The organism is Marinobacter sp. RI1 (assembly GCF_041155085.1).
GTDB lineage: Bacteria > Pseudomonadota > Gammaproteobacteria > Pseudomonadales > Oleiphilaceae > Marinobacter > Marinobacter nauticus.
On record NZ_AP031605.1, the window covers coordinates 1,366,098 to 1,381,933 of the forward strand.

Annotated in this window: 16 protein-coding genes; 6 read left to right on the plus strand and 10 right to left on the minus strand. The window is 57.8% G+C overall.

The window, feature by feature from the left end:
• The first annotated feature begins 113 nt into the window (after positions 1-113).
• Positions 114-629 carry an SRPBCC family protein gene (locus ACAM27_RS06060; protein WP_141067008.1) on the plus strand — a complete coding sequence of 172 codons (516 nt, stop codon included), beginning with the start codon at positions 114-116 and terminating at the stop codon, positions 627-629.
• A 72-nt stretch (positions 630-701) separates the two neighbouring features.
• Here ACAM27_RS06060 and ACAM27_RS06065 read toward each other — a convergent pair whose 3' ends face one another.
• On the minus strand, positions 702-1,886 hold the full coding sequence (locus tag ACAM27_RS06065) for an NnrS family protein (protein WP_369612697.1): 1,185 nt from the start codon (positions 1,884-1,886) through the stop codon (positions 702-704).
• A gap of 123 nt (positions 1,887-2,009) precedes the next feature.
• Between ACAM27_RS06065 and ACAM27_RS06070 the strand changes: the two genes are divergently transcribed.
• Positions 2,010-2,381 carry a SirB2 family protein gene (locus ACAM27_RS06070; RefSeq protein ID WP_222533916.1) on the plus strand — a complete coding sequence of 124 codons (372 nt, stop codon included), beginning with the start codon at positions 2,010-2,012 and terminating at the stop codon, positions 2,379-2,381.
• Position 2,382: 1 nt separating this feature from the next.
• Here the strand turns inward: ACAM27_RS06070 and ACAM27_RS06075 are convergent, their stop codons facing one another.
• The 3 genes from ACAM27_RS06075 to ACAM27_RS06085 form a co-directional block, all read right to left on the minus strand.
• Positions 2,383-3,204, minus strand: a complete 822-nt coding sequence (locus ACAM27_RS06075; RefSeq protein ID WP_141067011.1) for an ion transporter — start codon at positions 3,202-3,204, stop codon at positions 2,383-2,385.
• Positions 3,205-3,281: 77 nt separating this feature from the next.
• Positions 3,282-3,740 carry an EVE domain-containing protein gene (locus tag ACAM27_RS06080; RefSeq protein ID WP_369612698.1) on the minus strand — a complete coding sequence of 153 codons (459 nt, stop codon included), beginning with the start codon at positions 3,738-3,740 and terminating at the stop codon, positions 3,282-3,284.
• 88 nt (positions 3,741-3,828) lie between these two features.
• A complete protein-coding gene (locus ACAM27_RS06085; protein ID WP_114434489.1) occupies positions 3,829-5,187 on the minus strand; it encodes a nitrate/nitrite transporter in 1,359 nt (452 codons plus the stop codon).
• Positions 5,188-5,459: 272 nt separating this feature from the next.
• Here ACAM27_RS06085 and ACAM27_RS06090 point away from each other — a divergent pair, with 272 nt between their 5' ends.
• From ACAM27_RS06090 to ACAM27_RS06100, 3 genes are all read left to right on the plus strand, one after another.
• Entirely contained in the window at positions 5,460-5,921 is a 462-nt protein-coding gene (locus ACAM27_RS06090; protein ID WP_023008615.1) for a universal stress protein, read from the plus strand.
• Positions 5,922-5,967: 46 nt separating this feature from the next.
• Complete coding sequence (locus ACAM27_RS06095; protein WP_011786581.1) at positions 5,968-7,473, plus strand: MFS transporter; 1,506 nt, start codon at positions 5,968-5,970, stop codon at positions 7,471-7,473.
• A 171-nt stretch (positions 7,474-7,644) separates the two neighbouring features.
• Positions 7,645-7,902 (plus strand): ankyrin repeat domain-containing protein, encoded by a 258-nt coding sequence (locus ACAM27_RS06100; RefSeq protein WP_374730304.1) that lies wholly within the window; start codon positions 7,645-7,647, stop codon positions 7,900-7,902.
• An 82-nt stretch (positions 7,903-7,984) separates the two neighbouring features.
• Here the strand turns inward: ACAM27_RS06100 and ACAM27_RS06105 are convergent, their stop codons facing one another.
• The 3 genes from ACAM27_RS06105 to ACAM27_RS06115 all read right to left on the minus strand — a co-directional run bounded on the left by ACAM27_RS06105 (position 7,985) and on the right by ACAM27_RS06115 (position 11,746).
• Complete coding sequence (locus ACAM27_RS06105) at positions 7,985-9,577, minus strand: antiporter (protein WP_141067014.1); 1,593 nt, start codon at positions 9,575-9,577, stop codon at positions 7,985-7,987.
• 256 nt (positions 9,578-9,833) lie between these two features.
• Positions 9,834-10,985 (minus strand): NnrS family protein, encoded by a 1,152-nt coding sequence (locus tag ACAM27_RS06110; protein WP_369612699.1) that lies wholly within the window; start codon positions 10,983-10,985, stop codon positions 9,834-9,836.
• Between the two features lie 95 nt (positions 10,986-11,080).
• Complete coding sequence (locus tag ACAM27_RS06115) at positions 11,081-11,746, minus strand: hemolysin III family protein (RefSeq protein ID WP_369612700.1); 666 nt, start codon at positions 11,744-11,746, stop codon at positions 11,081-11,083.
• Between the two features lie 206 nt (positions 11,747-11,952).
• On the opposite strand from ACAM27_RS06115, the gene wrbA reads away from it, so the two are divergent.
• Positions 11,953-12,552: an NAD(P)H:quinone oxidoreductase gene (wrbA, locus tag ACAM27_RS06120; protein WP_011786576.1), complete on the plus strand. Its 600-nt coding sequence runs from the start codon at positions 11,953-11,955 to the stop codon at positions 12,550-12,552.
• A gap of 54 nt (positions 12,553-12,606) precedes the next feature.
• On the opposite strand, the gene ACAM27_RS06125 is transcribed toward wrbA, so the two are convergent.
• From ACAM27_RS06125 to cobA, 3 genes are all read right to left on the minus strand, one after another.
• Positions 12,607-13,320 (minus strand): Crp/Fnr family transcriptional regulator, encoded by a 714-nt coding sequence (locus tag ACAM27_RS06125; RefSeq protein ID WP_369612701.1) that lies wholly within the window; start codon positions 13,318-13,320, stop codon positions 12,607-12,609.
• A 102-nt stretch (positions 13,321-13,422) separates the two neighbouring features.
• On the minus strand, positions 13,423-14,937 hold the full coding sequence (locus tag ACAM27_RS06130) for a cytochrome D1 domain-containing protein (RefSeq protein WP_369612702.1): 1,515 nt from the start codon (positions 14,935-14,937) through the stop codon (positions 13,423-13,425).
• 38 nt (positions 14,938-14,975) lie between these two features.
• The gene (gene cobA / locus ACAM27_RS06135) at positions 14,976-15,836 is read right to left on the minus strand and encodes a uroporphyrinogen-III C-methyltransferase (RefSeq protein ID WP_022990816.1); all 861 of its coding nucleotides are present in this window, start codon (positions 15,834-15,836) and stop codon (positions 14,976-14,978) included.

A 15,836-nucleotide genomic window follows, 5' to 3' on the forward strand; every position in this document is an offset into this window, starting at 1 on the left:
CCAGAAGTTCCCCGGACCCGCAGCCAGAGCCGGTTGATGGTCATCAAGGCTAATTTTTGTCCGGTTTGATACTTTCGTCGAATCTGTGAAGTTCGCCATATTTGGGAGGGCCTATGTCTGCAGATGAGGAATTCATCGATGGACAAATCCGGTTCGAGGCGGGCCGGGTATTGGTACACCTGGAACGGTTGCTGGATCATCCTTCGGAGGCTGTCTGGAATATGCTGACCGATTCGGTGCATTTGGCCAACTGGTTGGCTGCCGGGTCTCTGGAGGCTCGTGAAGGTGGCCGGGTTCAGCTGGATTTTGGCAACAGTGGCATGCCAATCGACTGTACCATTACCGCCTGCCGGCCTCATCGGCTGCTGTCTTATTCCTGGAGTTCTGGCGATGCCCCCGAGCGGCCGCTGACCTGGGAATTACTGCGGGAAGGAGTCTGTACCCGGCTTTGCCTGACGCTGTCGTTGCCGGACGATGAGGTGGTGCCTATTGCCTGCGCCGGTTGGGATGCCCATCTGGAAATGCTGATGGCAGCACTGGAGGGCATCAGCATTCACTTTCCGGCAGCCCGGTTCCGTGCGGCCCGATCCCATTTTGAAAAGCTGCTGAAAGAGAAAATGGCGGCCTGAAGTCCTGCCGCCGAAAACAGAAAGGCCGGCTCGGTTACGCCCCGAGCCGGCCTTTTCGTATCTGGCACTGGATCAGCCTTCGCGCCCGTCTGGCCGGGGGGTGGCCAGAATGCCGGTGTAACGCACCAGGAACAGGCCATAGGCCAGCATCCACAGCAGGGTGCTGGTGCCAATGCCGGGGTGCCAGGGAATCAGGTTGAAGGCGGTCAATACCCGAATAACCGCAGCGAGCTGGATGGCCACGAACGCCAGGACCATGCCCTTTGGCAGCACCAGCGGGCGGCCGGTGTGGCCCAGTGACACGCGAGCAATCACGCCCAGAATCAGGCAGCCGATGGCGCCGGTACCGGCGGCATGGCTCCAGGCATTGGTTGGCCATCCGGCCACCAAAGAGCCTGCCAGCAGAATCAGTGCAACCGGCACCCAGAGAATGGACAGGTGCAGAATCCAGAGCAAGGGATCTTTGCGCACCAGCCAGCCTTTCCAGTTATACAGGCGCACCAGCATCAACGATGCAGCAACCACAGCAATGACGGCAGTGACGGTTTGCCAGCCCGTCACCAGGGATGTCATTAGCAGGATCATGGAGAACAGTGCCGCCATATCCAGTGCCGGAATCATCCTGACTGCCTCGGCATTGCCGCCACGTTGGCGAAGCCATCCGGCTGAGAACGCAGGGGTAATCCGGCCTCCGATGATGCTGATCAGCGCCATGGCCATGATCAGTGCTCCGTAGCTGAACGCCATATTCAGGCGGGTAACAAAGCCGATCTGCATCAGCCAGAGCAGCCCGAGGACCAGCAGAATCATCAGCTGCCGCTTCTGGCGGGCCTTCCACACTCGCCAGCCGGCATCGATCATCACCAGGGGCAGGAACGCCAGATTTACGCCCTGTACCAGCCAGTCCGGCAGGTTGCCGCCAAAGGCCAGCAACAGGCGACCGGCCAGCCAAACGCTCCAGAGACCTGCAAGCAGTGCACCGTGGGTTCGGTTGGTCTGGGTCCAGACGCACACGGCGGTGAGCAGAAAGCCTGCGATGGCGGCAGACAAAAATCCGAACAGCATTTCATGCTGGTGCCAGAACAGGGCGGGCAGGGCCAGTGGCAGTTGAACCACGCCGGTGACTTCCAGGACCCATACCGGGATGGCAACAATGGCCAGTACCGTCATGGAAAGGAAAAAAATCCGGAAAGGATAGGAAAAGAGTTGGCTGAGGCTGGCAGACGCCCGTTCAGGGGAAGTCGGTATGGCCTGCATAGATGTCTCCCATATACATGTATTCTGGGTATATGTTAAACCTTCTCGCCTGTATTAACCATACCTGCTTGGGGGTAGTTTGCGTACAATGGCCGCAACCCGTTTGTTAACAAAGGAACTTCCATGACGTCGTACATGATCCTGAAGCACCTGCACATGACCACCGCCTACCTAACCATCACGCTGTTTGCCCTGCGGCTACTGCTTGATGCGGTCGGGCGACCAGGCTGGCGCCAGACGCCGCTGCGGTTCATTCCCCATATTAACGACACCATCTTGCTGGTCGCTGCCATTGCACTGGTGTTTGTGGCGGGTTATTCCTCTGCCATGCCGGGTTGGCTGATCACCAAGATCGTGTTGTTATTCGGTTACATCATTGCCGGGGTATTTGCGCTGAAAACCACTGTAGGCAAGCCCACCCGCATTGTGGCGGCGGTACTTGCACTGGTGCAGGTGACGGCTATTTTCCATCTGGCCATGGCCAAGCCATTCTGAATCAGCGTTTCTCGCTGACCTGCTTCGTCAGTTCCTGCAGCTGTTCCTGTACAGCCCGGAGCTGACGGGCAATCTCATCCCTCTCATCGTGGGCCTTCTGGGCCTGTTTGGCGTTCTGCTCCTCGCTCATTACCTCCAGTATCGCCCCGATCATCATGTTCAGGAACACAAAGGCCGTCAGGAAGATAAAGGTCAGGTAGTACAGCCAGCTCATGGGATAGTCTTCCATGGTGGCGTACATCACGTCGGTCCAGTCCTCAAAGGTGGCAACCCGGAAAAGCGTGAGCATGGCTATGGCGACATCACCCCAAAGCGTTTCGTCGACGCTGGCAAAGAACATGGAACCCATCGCGGCGTAGATGTAGAAGATGATGAACATCAGTAGGGCAATGTAGCCCATGCGTGGAATGGCTTTCAGTAACGAGTTGATCAGAAAGCGCAGCTCGGGCACCACTGATACCAGTCGAAGCACCCGGAATACCCGCAGTAAACGGCCCAGCAGCACCGCCTCGGAATTGTCCAGAGGGATCAGGCTGCCGATCACCACAATGGTGTCGAACAGGTTCCAGCCATCCATGAGAAAGCGCCGTTTGAGCGGGCAGGCGGCGAACCGGAACAGGATTTCGATCAGAAAGAACAGCGTGATGGCGTTGTCCATCACCGACAGACTCTGTTCCACCAGAGGTGGCAGATCATAGGTTTTGGCGCCGATGGTCAGGGCAGACAGAATGATGATGGCGATAACCACAGTCTGGAACACCTTGCTCGATTCAATGCGCTTGAGCTGGGCGAAACTGCTGGCGGGATTCATGTCCATGGACATCTCGACGGCTCCGGGAGAATTGAAACGCGGCAATTCTAAAGCTCCGGAGCCGGCGGTGGTAGGTCTGTGGTGTGAGTTTAATCGACCTGGTGGAGGATTTGTTGCCACTCGGCATCACTGACCGGCATGACCGAGAGCCGGCTGCCTTTGCGTACCAGAGGCAGTTCACTGAGCTCCGGTATGGCTTTGAGTGTGTCCAGGGAGATCAGCGCCGGCAGTTTCCGTTCAAACTGCAGGTCGACCGCTTGCCAGCGAGGATTTTCTGCGGTGCTTTTCAGGTCGTAGTAGGGAGACTCCGGGTTGAACTGGCTTGGGTCCGGGTAGGCGGATTTCACTACGCGAACAATACCGGCAATGCCTATGCGCTTGCAGCTGGAGTGATAGATAAAGACCAGATCTCCCTCCCGCATCTTCGCCAGGAAGTTGCGGGCCTGGTAATTGCGCACACCATCCCAGGGAATAACACCCTCAGGCTGACGGGCAAAATCATCAATGCCGCATTCAGAGGGTTCGGTTTTAACCAGCCATTTTGCCACCAGCGGGACTCCACTCGATCATTGTCGGGCCAGTATACAAAAAAGCCCCGAAGGCGGGGCATAAAGCACGAAACGGTGGCCGGGGTATTTACCCGTGTTGGTTGGAGTTCCGCATGGCGGCATCTGCTGCCGGATGACGGTTCATGGGATAGAACAACTGCGGGGAGGCCAGTTCCGGCAGATCGGTCTGCTCGGTCTGGGCCGCCCATTCCACCCGTTCCGCCTTGCGGATGGCGTAGTGCATCCAGGCCAGGGCTGCCGCCACAATGGCGAACATCAGCATGAAGCAGCTTTGCCAGATGCCGGTTATGTCGTTCAGCACACCAAAGGTGAGTGGCAGGATGAAACCGCCGATACCGCCGATCATGCCCACCACACCACCCACGGCACCGACATGCATCGGGTAATACACCGGAATGTGTTTGTAGACCGCCGCTTTACCCAGTGACATGAAAAAACCGAGGATAAAGGTGAGCACCACGAACATGGGCAGGCTCATGGCCAGAGTGAAATGGATATCTCCCTCGATGCCATGCACCACATAGCGGGTTGGTGGATAGCTCAGCAGGAAGGTACAGACTGCTGAGGCAATAAACGTCCAGTACATCACGCGTCTGGCGCCGTAGCGGTCCGACAGCCAGCCCCCGAGGATGCGGAACAGGGAAGCGGGGATGGTATAGAGCGCGGCGATCATGCCGGCGGCCTTGATGTCCAGACCATAAACGCCGATCAGGTAATGGGGAAGCCAGAGGGCCAGGGCGACAAAGGCGCCGAACACAAAAAAATAGTACAGGGCAAAGCGCCACACCCGAAGCTCCCGGAGCGGCGCCATCTGTTCGGCAAACGATTTCTGTTCGGCGTTTCGGCGTTGTTCGGCCAGCGGGTCGGTTTTTGCCAGTAGCAGGAAGGCGATACCCATGATGGCCAGCACCGTTGCGTATATCTGCGCGGTTTTCTCCCAGCCGAAGGCTACCAGCAGAAACGGGGCACCGAAGTTGGTCACGGCAGAACCGACGTTGCCGGCGCCGAAAATGCCCAGTGCTGTACCCTGTTTAGCCGGTTCAAACCAGGCCGCAGTATAGGCCACCCCGACAATGAAAGCGCCGCCGGCCAGGCCCACCCCGAGGGCCCCGACCAGCATCATGGCGTAGGTGGTGGCAAAGGTCAGCAGATACACGCAGGCCGCCGTGGTCAGCATCAGAATACCGAACACCCAGCGCCCGCCGTAACGGTCGGTCCAGATGCCCAGGAATAAACGACTGATGGAGCCGGTAAGAATCGGCGTGGCCATCAGCAATCCCAGCTGGGTGTCGGACAGCGCCAGCTCTTCACTGATGCGAATGCCGATGATGGAAAAGATGGTCCAGACGGCGAAACAAAGGGTGAAGGCAAAGGTAGAAAGGCCCAATGCCCGATATTGCTGAGCTTTTGCGGGCGTGCTCGTCATGGTCTCTCCTGGCCAGATAACTCTCCTCTGAAACCATACCAAAAAGCCGGATTTCTGGGCCGACGCATTAGAGGTACCTCCTGCTGGGTGCAAAGGGGGTAGGTCAATGGTCACTATCCCGGGAAAGGTGATATTCCGGGGCTTTCTCTGGTGGGGTACGCGAGTTCAGGCTTGATCAAGATCAATTATGGCAGCTGGGTGCTATGGGGTAATGCTGACTGATATCAACTCGAATGCCTCCGTTTTGGGGGGTGTGATACCGGGAGAACCCCATGAACATCATGATTGCCTACGACGGTTCCCGAAACGCGAAACTGGCGCTGGCCCAGACCATCACCATGTTTCGGCGGCTGGAGCCAAAAATCACGCTGGTTGCGGTGGCAGAAAACCCACGCGACATCACCTCCGGCAATGAAGACCTGTTTCAGGAAGAAGTGAGCGAGCTGAAACAGCATCTGAAAGATGCGCTGGAAGTGTGCGAAAGCGAGCAGGTGAGTGCTGAAAGCCTGATGCTTGAAGGCGACGCCCGCAAGAGCCTGTTGTTTGCGGCCGAGAAAAAGGTACGGCCAGACATGCTGGTCATCGCACGCCACAGTCATGAGCCCGATGGCGGCTTCATTGCCCGATCACTGACCTATTTCGTGGACGAACTGGATTACATGACCTTCGGCAGCGTCAGCTCCTTCCTGGCGCGCCGGATCCAGTGCCCACTTCTGATTCTGCCCAGCCGTTGATGGCCGGGATTACCTGTTTCCATTGTCTTAGCCCCGGGAGGCTGAAATGAAAGTCGCTGACGTATTCCGCGTCCGCAATCCTGAAATCAGGGCACTACACCTGACCTGGATTGCCTTCTTTATTACATTCTATGTCTGGTTCAACATGGCGCCACTGGCGTCCAGCATGCTCAAAAGCGTGGACTGGTTGACCAAGGACGACCTGCGCCTGTTTGCCATCTGTAACGTGGCGCTGACGATTCCTGCTCGCATCATCGTGGGTATGGCGCTGGACCGCTTCGGACCGCGGCGGGTATTTTCGGTGCTGATGGTGGTGATGGCCATACCGGCACTGGTGTTTGCTTTCGGTAACACCATGTCTCAGTTGCTGGTCAGTCGCCTGGTGCTGAGCTCCATCGGTGCCAGCTTTGTGGTGGGTATCCATATGACGGCCATGTGGTTCAAGCCGAAGGACATAGGCTTTGCAGAGGGCTTTTATGCGGGCTGGGGCAACTTTGGTTCTGCGGCGGCGGCCATGTCACTGCCAACCATTGCCATTACCATGTACGGCGGTGAAGACGGCTGGCGTTGGGCCATCGCCCAGAGCGCCATCGTGATGGCGGCATACGGCGTCTACTACTGGTTCGCGATTACCGACGGCCCTGCTGGTACCGTGCATCGTAAACCCCGTAAGGCCGTGGCACTGGAAGTCAGCACCTGGGGTGATATGGTCAAGCTGATCCTGTGGACCATTCCTTTGGTCGGGGTATTGGCTATTCTGGTGTGGCGTATCCAGAACATGGGGTACCTGTCTGCCACCGGGGCTGCTATCTGTTACGCGGTGATCTTCGCCATTGTCTGCTATCAGATTGTTCAGATACTGCGGGTAAACGTACCCATCCTGAAGAAAGGCGTGCCTGAGGACGACAAATACCCGTTCAACAGTGTGGCTGCCCTGAACAGCACCTACTTCGCTAACTTTGGCGCGGAACTCGCCGTGGTCTCCATGCTGCCGATGTTTTTCGAAGAGACCTGGAGCCTGAGCGCAACGGCAGCGGGGCTGATTGCGGCCTCTTTCGCCTTCGTGAACTTGATGGCGCGTCCGATGGGCGGCCTGGTATCTGACCGCATGGGGAACCGCCGCTTCGTGATGCTCAGCTACATGTTCGGCATTGCGGTAGGCTTCGGCCTGATGGGGCTGCTGGATTCCAACTGGCCGCTGATTGTGGCTGTGGCAATTACTGTGTTCACGTCCTTCTTCGTACAGGGGGCAGAAGGCGCCACCTTTGGCATTATCCCCTCCATCAAGCGCCGGTTAACCGGCCAGATCTCCGGTATGGCAGGGGCTTATGGCAACGTCGGTGCGGTGGTCTACCTGACCATCTTCACCTTCGTTACCCCGACCCAGTTCTTCTTCATCATCGCCGCTGGAGCCTTTGTTAGCTGGATACTGTGCATTATGTGGCTGAAGGAACCCGAGAGCGGCTTCTCTGAGGAATACCACGTGTCTTCTGTCGATCTGCAGATCGAAGAAGAGGAGCGCCAACGGTTGGCGGGCCAGACAGCACGGTAAAAACGTTCCCTTTACAACGGGAGCTGTGACAACCCGCCGCGGAGCAATCCCGGCGGGTTTTTTGTATGCTCGGGGGCAAGTGGTTGCAGCAGGAGAGGGATCATGGGGTTCTGGGAACGCTGGCCCGGGCTGCTGGGGGCGGCAAGCGCCAACGAGCCGTAGGCTTTACGCCTGCTACTGACCAGAGGTGTCGATCCCGACATCCAGGAATACGAGAACGGACAGACCGCGCTGATGATGGCGGTGCGCAACCGCAATCCGGAACTGGTTCGATTGCTGCTCTCTGCCGGGGCAGACCCGGAGCTGGTTAATAAATCGGGAAAGAGCGCCAGAGATCTGGCGCTGGTCGCAAGTGCCGGGGAGGGGGAGCCCATGCAGCAGGTAATCAATGCCCTGGGCTGTGAGCCCGCAGCTGTGGAGAAGCGCTGATCGTTGGCAGTTCCATGCCGCCATAAAAAAGCCGGCCCTTGTGGGGCCGGCGAGCAGAGGTCTAACGCTTGGATTCTTGCTGTTACGGATTCTTGATGTAGGCGTTCTTGCGCAGGTAGAACCACCAGTTAACCACCAGGCACACCGCATAGAACACTGCGAACCCGTACATGGCCACTTCTGGCGTGCCGGCCTGGATCTCCTGGCCCATCACCCGAGGGGCGATGAAGGCGCCGTAAGCGGCGATTGCTGAGGTCCAGCCCAGTACCGGGCCCTTCTGCTGCTGGTTGAAGATAAAACCAATGCTGCGGAAGGTGGAGCCATTGCCAATACCGCTGGCGGCGAACATCACAATGAACAGGATCAGGAACAGCGCAAAATAGCTGTTCGGATCAGTTGAGTTGTAGGCCAGCATCATCACGTAGCCGGTGGCGACCGAAGCGACAACCATCACCACCGAGATGATCTGGGTAACGATGGAACCGCCCATCTTGTCGGAAATCCAGCCGCCGACCGGACGAATCAGGGCGCCGACGAATGGCCCCATCCAGGCCCAGGTCAGAGCGCTGGGTGCATCCGGGTTGACCACACGGGTCATGGCGCCATCCGCTCCCACTTCCATCATGTTGCCGAAGATGACGCTGATGGACAGCGGCAGGGCGGCAGAAAAGCCGATGAAAGAACCGAAAGTCAGAATGTAAAGCACGGTCATGGACCAGGTGTGCTTGTTGCTGAAGATGGCAAACTGGTTCTTGATGTTGGGCTTGATGTCACCTGGGATCAGTCTGAGCAGCGCCACGGTCAGCACGATGGTGATGGGCAGGGCCAGCCACATATTCATGACTGACAGAGCCCAGACGCCGGCGATAGAGGTCAGCAGGCCAACGCCATAGAGACCAAGAATCTTGCCGAAGGCAGATATCGGGCTGCCGGGATTTGGAGTCACCACCTTGAGGTTGTTCATGCCGAACCAGCCCGCGAAGGCCAGCGGAATCAGAAAGACCAGCCAGATGAAGCCGGCGTTCTGGATCCAGGTGTCGGTGCCGGCCTCAATACGGCCGATCAGGGTGCCGCTGGGGCTTTGCAGTTGCATGGGGTCACCGGCAAGAGCGCCGAACACGCCGACGGTCATTACCAGTGGAATCAGAATTTGCATGGTGGTCACGCCGAAGTTACCCAGGCCGGCGTTCATGCCCAGACCGTAACCCTGTTTGCTCTTCGGATAGAATGCACTGATGTTGCTCATGGAGCAGGCAAAGTTACCGCCGCCAATACCGGACAGCAGTGCCAGCGCCTGGAACACGATGAACGGTGTATCCGGGTTCATCAGGGCGACACCGGTGCCTAAGGCCGGGATCATCAGCAAGGCCGTGGTCAGAAAAACGGTATTGCGACCGCCGGCAATCTTGATCATGAACGAGGCCGGAATTCGCAGGGTGGCGCCAGACAAACCGGCAATGGCAGTCAGCGTGAACAGCTGTTCAACGGTGAAAGAAAAACCCAGGTTTTTCATCTGGGTGGTGATCATTCCCCACATCAGCCAGATGGCGAATCCCATCAGCAGGCTGGGGATGGAAATCCACAGGTTGCGGGAGGCGACTTTCTTGCCCTCCCGCTCCCAGAACTCCTCACTTTCGACATCCCAGTGTTCAATGTCGGCGTTGGTTTTTGCCATGGTTAAGCTCCTCGTTTCTTTGACCCGGAGCCACCGGAATCAGTGGCTTTCACGGCGTTGGAGTCATTTTGCAAACGAGGCGGGTATTTCAATCCTGATAAATATCAAGGAAGGTTGTCGGTAAGATGATCTCGCAATTCGGCTCTTTTTCTGAAAGGCTTGGTCGCTTTTAAAAGCCTTTTAAAACATAAAGTTATGTTGGTGGTATGCCGTAGGTAGTAGTTGCTTTTCGAGTTGGCGCAGTAGAGGTAGCCAATCATTTCCGGTGGCTATGGCGGACCGTGCCGGGTTTTTGCGTAAGCGGATATAGGGCCATTACCTGACCGGCGACGCCTGCAAAGGTCAGAGCCCAGCAGCTGGAGGAGAACCATAGAAGTTCAGGTTGGGAGTAGGGCGTGGCCCCCGCCAGGTAGCGGCTTATGGTGGCGGCTGCCACCAGTATCGCGATGGCGATAACCTGCCATGCTGGCGGAAATGTCCGGCGCGCCCGCTGCCAGGCCAGTCGAAGCATCACGCTCCCCGAGAGTGTCCCCAGCGCTCCGACAACAATCAGGTGCAGCGCGGGAAGAACCGGCCGTCCGGCCAGCAGGTGCGTGCCTGCGAACGCCGAGCCGATGGCCAGCCACAGATAGCCAAGGGCCAGCACCAGCAGGTCTGGCCGGTTGCTGCAGTGCCAGAGCTTCCATCGGGCGATCCGGATAACCACCAGCGCACTGGCTGAGATGAGAAGAAGTCCGGCCAGTTGTTCGGTGGCACTGAACAGCATCAACGTCATGGCGATTGGCAGGACGACCAGCAGCGCTCCTTCTATGTTTGGTTGCACCCGAGCTTCCAGGGGGATCCCCCGTTTTTCCAGAGACCCGGCCACGGCCGGCGCAATAATCCTTCCGCCCATAAACGTCATCAGTAATAGCAGGCCCAGGATGGTTGTTTGCAGCAGGCGACGGGTGTCTGGCAAAGGCAGGCCGGCTTGTGTCAGAAAGTAGACCAAAGCCATCAGGCAGAGCACGAGAATCAGCGGTCCGGCAATTTTGTTGCGCCATTTCTTGGCCGCCTGAAACCGCGGCACTACGTGCCATGCCAGCAGCAATGCAAAAGCCGGGCTGAGTAACTGTGCGAAGAGTGTTTCGGGTGCCAGCAGCCAGGCAAGCCGGGCCGCTAACCAGAGCCCAAAGAGCAGAACGAGGGCCCGCCGGGGTTGCGGCCCGAGTGTGTAACCGGCGATCAATGCCAGTGCGAAACCAAAAATCAGCTCATGGCCATGGCCAGCACCAATCAGCCCCGGGGGCCACCCATAGCCGGATAGCGCTGCGTAGATGGACAATGGAACCACCGTAGCGGCCCAGAGCGAGGCCGCCGGGAAAAACAGCCAAAAGCTGTGCATATTGGGTTGTGTTGAGCGTGCCACAATGTCATCCGGAGTAATGAGTCGACTGAGTCGGAGTGTCAACGTTGGATGGGTTGTGGTCAATGCTTTGCTAACGGTGCGTGACGGCCACGCATTCAGACGGAATGAGGAAGAACCCCGTAATAGATAGCGCTGAAATGGCAGGCACTACCGCCAATGACGAACAGGTGCCACACCGCGTGCATGTAAGGGATGCGATCGGCCAGGTAAAAGGCTACACCGGCGGTATAGACAATGCCGCCAGCGATGGTCAGTTGCAGAGCCGTCTCACTGAGGTTGGCCACCAGGTCGGATGACGCGAAGGTGATCAGCCAGCCCATCGCGATGTAGATGCCTACCCGTGCCAGCTTGAAGCGGTTTTTGAAGATCACCTTCAGTACCACGCCAGTCAGCGCCAGGGACCAGATGACGGCAAACAGTGTCCAGCCGGTGGTGCCACGCATGTTGATCAGCAGAAAGGGTGTGTAGGTACCGGCAATCAGCAGGAAAATGGCGCAGTGATCCAGGGTCTTGAAGGCCGTTTTCAGGCGTGGATGGCGGGCGCCGTGGTAGAGCGCAGATGCCATGTATAAAAGAATCAGTGAGGTACCGAATACGCTGAAACTGACAATCTTCCAGACATCCCCCAGTTGGCTGGCGCCTGCGATCAGGGCGACCGTCCCTACCACACTCAGCAGGGCTCCAATACCGTGGGTGGCGCTGTTAATCCACTCTTCTATCCTGTGATGAACGGAATCTGGCTGACTGAGGCTGTGCGTCATGGTTCTGGTGAGTGCCTTTTGGAAATTGCGATTCAACGAAAGTATAGGGTATTTCAGCGTACAAGTGTACGCAAATTTTGGCGCATGAACATTTTGTGACTTCATTCAGAAAAACTGAAGGACCTGCCGGAAATCTTCCGTTTTTGTCTTGCGGTCAGAGCCGTTAGGCTTTGAATCATTGAACGCACACACAGGAGATTGTTGCGATGGCGAAAGTTCTTGTTCTTTATTACTCCATGTACGGTCACATTGAGACCATGGCCAATACCGTGGCAGAAGGCGCTCGCGGTGTTGATGGGGCCGATGTTGTTGTTAAGCGTGTTCCGGAGACCATGGCCGATGAAGCCTTTCTGAATGCCGGTGGCAAGGCCGATCAGGGCGCCCCGGTGGCAGACCCGAAGGAACTGGCGGACTACGACGCTATTATCTTTGGTACCCCGACCCGCTTCGGCAACATGGCGGGCCAGATGCGTACATTCCTGGATCAGACCGGCGGCCTCTGGGCTGAGGGCAAGCTGCATGGCAAGGTCGGCAGTGTCTTCACTTCTACCGGCACCGGCGGTGGTCAGGAACAGACGATTACCTCGTTCTGGACCACTCTTGCTCATCACGGCATGGTGTTGGTGCCGCTGGGTTACGGCATACCGGAGTTTTTCGATATTTCAGAAGTGAATGGCGGTACGCCCTATGGCGCCTCGACCATTGCCGGCGGTGATGGTAGCCGCCAGCCCAGTGAGAAAGAGTTAGCCATTGCCCGTTTCCAGGGCAAGCACGTGGCGGAACTGGCGATCAAGCTGCACGGATAATTGCACTAGGGAGCTAACTCAGGTTTTGGCGGCGGACGAAGTTCCGCCGCTTTTTTATGGGGTTTTATTCTGATTGGCAAAGGCGGTTTTCAGGCGGGAGAAAGTGGCTGGCACTACACCCAGCCAGGAGGCAAGCTGGTTGTCTGGCACCCGCTTGATCAGCTCCGGATACTCATCCAGCAGCAACTGATAGCGTTCCCGGGCCGACATGGTGTGTTTGCGGTACTCCCGCATGCTGGTCAGCTCTGCGATTTCCTCTGTCAGTACCAGGGCAAACTTGTGCCATTGGCCATCGCCGTAGCTTTGGATGGCCGAGCGAAAAGCCGCAAAATCGGCCACCCACAGGGTGGCAGGCAGAACGCTGGTCAGGCATAAGGTGTTTCGAACGGTACGGCTGCGACCAAAGACTGGCCAGATCAGGTCACCTTCGGAAAAGAAATGGTGGACGGCGACCTTGCCGGCCGGGGATTCCCGGAATAACCGGAGGATGCCGTACTGAACCAGATAGACATTGGCCCAGGGGCGGTCGTGCTTTTCCAGCGGGGTTTCCGGGTCTACCCGTTGTTGCTGAAACAGGCTGGCAAGATGATTGAGAAACCGGGCCTCCGGGTTATCCCGATTTTCGTTCAGGCAGATACCAAAGGCGTGGCTCAGGCCATTCAGTAGTGCCACTTCGGCAGGTGCGACACTGTAATGAATCAGATCATCACTGTCGCTACCCAGCAGGCATGGTGCGGAGGCCACGGGCGGCCTGAAACTGCTGTTCATATCTTGACCCCGGCTGCATTAGCTTAGGTCAATTATCCTACCATGAAAGCTACATTCGAAATGACTTAAACCATTAAGCCTGTGTTACTCAGTCGATAAGGGTCAGTGGCTGGTGCCTTCCTCGTAGTTGATCTTGTTCCAGACGTTGTACTTGCCGGACGGCTTGTTCATCGGAATGCGTTTTTCCTCTTCCAGGGTGTCTGCGTCATAGACAATGATGGCGCCATCATTGTCCCAGATGCTCAGCAGCAGCTTCTCGCCATGGCGGTCGAATTCCACGTGAGCGGCTACCTTGCCTGGCTCCGGCTGAAGCGTCTTGACGATCTCCAGGGTCTGCTTGTCGATGATATGTACCTTGTCAGCATTGGGGCCGAAGAATACATCTGCCCAGGCGTAACGGGAATTTTCGTGACTGCGCATGAAGAACCCGGGACCTTCGGTTTTCAGAGTCTTGATCACTTCCCAGGTGTCCATGTCGATAATGGAGATGGCGCCGGCCCGGAAGTGGGGGGTGGCCATTACCCGGCGGCCCTCATGCTCCCAGGTAATGCCGGAACCGAGGTGGGGCATGCCGGGCAGCGGCAGTTCAGCCGTGGTTTTGCCGGTATCCAGGTCGATCACCACGCCGTGTTTGCCATCCCGGGCAGCACCGATCAGGTGCTGGTATCCGGGGTCGAAAAAGAAGTCGTCCAGCAGGGTGTCGGTGGTCATCCGGCGCACCTTCGCTTCACGGTTTTCGACGGTGACCTCCCAGGCTTCGGGGATGTCTTTAAGGGCTGCGATAAAGCTGTCTCTGGGCGGTGCGGCGTAGACGGCACTTACCCGGGAGCTTTCACCAGCATCGTTTTCGACCGGGATGATATCCAGCATTTCCAGGTCGGCGGCATCGAACAGCACCATGGAGTGGGGCAGGTAATTGGCTGCCAGCACATAGTTGCCGTCAGCGGAAACCGCGATGTTGCGCATATTGATGCCGGCGCGAACCTCCGCCACGACTTTCAGATTGTAGATGTCGTACTTGGTGATCCAGCCATCTCGGGAGCCAAAGTACACATAACGGCCGTCAGGGCTGTATTTGGGGCCGCCGTGCAGGGCGAAGCGGCTTGGGAAGCGGTGGATGGGCTCCATTTTGTCGCCATCGAGCAGTGTGACATGGTGGTCGCCGATTTCCACCACCAGGAACAGGTTCATCAGGTCCGCCTCAAACACTGGCTCATCCGGCAGTGAGCCCTGGGGGTGGCTGACCTCCCGGCTGCTGCGGATTTCCGCCTCGCCCCATTTCAGCTCATGGCTCGGGGGCTGATAGATGAAGTCGGTCAGCGCCGCGATCTGCTGGTCGTTGAGGATGGTTTTATAGCTAGCCATCTGAGTGGCCGGTCGTCCCTCCCGGATGACCTGCTCGGCCTCGGCTTTTTTCAGCCGGCCCAGGTTCTCCGGCAGCAGCGCAGGGCCCATACCACCGAGTCTGTCCGGGCCGTGGCAGGCCGCGCATTGCTGCAGGTAGAGGGTCTCTGTGTTCTGGCTTTTGGCCTGTTCGGCCAGGGCCGGGCCTGTGATCAGGGCGCCAGCGATCAGCAGGATGGTGTTCAGGCTTGCTCGGGCTTGGTTCAGGTTCACCAGCTACAGCTCCCGGTTGGTCAGATAACGTTTTGCGTTCAGGCGGGCCGTTGGCCGGCGGTGACGGCAGGCTCGGTCAGGGCGCTGTTCCATCCTGCCTGGGCCGGGCGGGCCAGCTTGTCCGCCAGTTGCACCACCTCGCCCACAATAATCAAGGTGGGTGGCTGGAAGTCTTCCCGGTCAATGGTGTCTACCAGGTCTTTCAGGGTGGTGACCGTCATGTGTTGCAGTGGTGTGGTGCCGCGCTCCACCAGAGCCACCGGGCAGTTTTCTGAAAGGCCGTGGGCCGTCAGTTCGCGAACAATGGTCGGTGCATTGTGCAGGCCCATGTAGAACACCCGGGTCTGCCCTGGTGCGGCCAGTACCGGCCAGTTGAGTTCCAGAGTCTGGTCAGCCTTACGGTGACCGGTGACGAAGGTCACGCTCTGGGAATAATCCCGGTGGGTCAGAGGAATGCCGCAGTAAGAGGCGCACCCCGCCGCAGAGGTAATGCCGGGCACCACCTGGAAATCGATGTCATTGTCCACCAGGAACTCAGCTTCTTCTCCGCCGCGGCCAAAAATATATGGATCGCCGCCTTTCAGGCGCACTACCCGCCGCTGTTTCATGGCCAGTTGCACCAGCAGTTCGTTGGTTTCTTCCTGGGGTACGTAGTGGCACCCGCTGGCCTTGCCCACATGAATGCGTTCAGCACGGGGGTTCACCAGTTCCATGATCTGCGGGGAAACCAGGCGATCATAAACAACGGCATCGGCCTGCTGAATCAGCATCAGCGCGCGCAGCGTGAGTAACCCTGGGTCACCCGGCCCGGCACCGACAATAGCAACTTCTCCCGGCCGCAGAGGTTGTTCCGCAAGCTGGAACTCCACCAGGCATTTTTTTCGCGGGTTTGTGGTCAT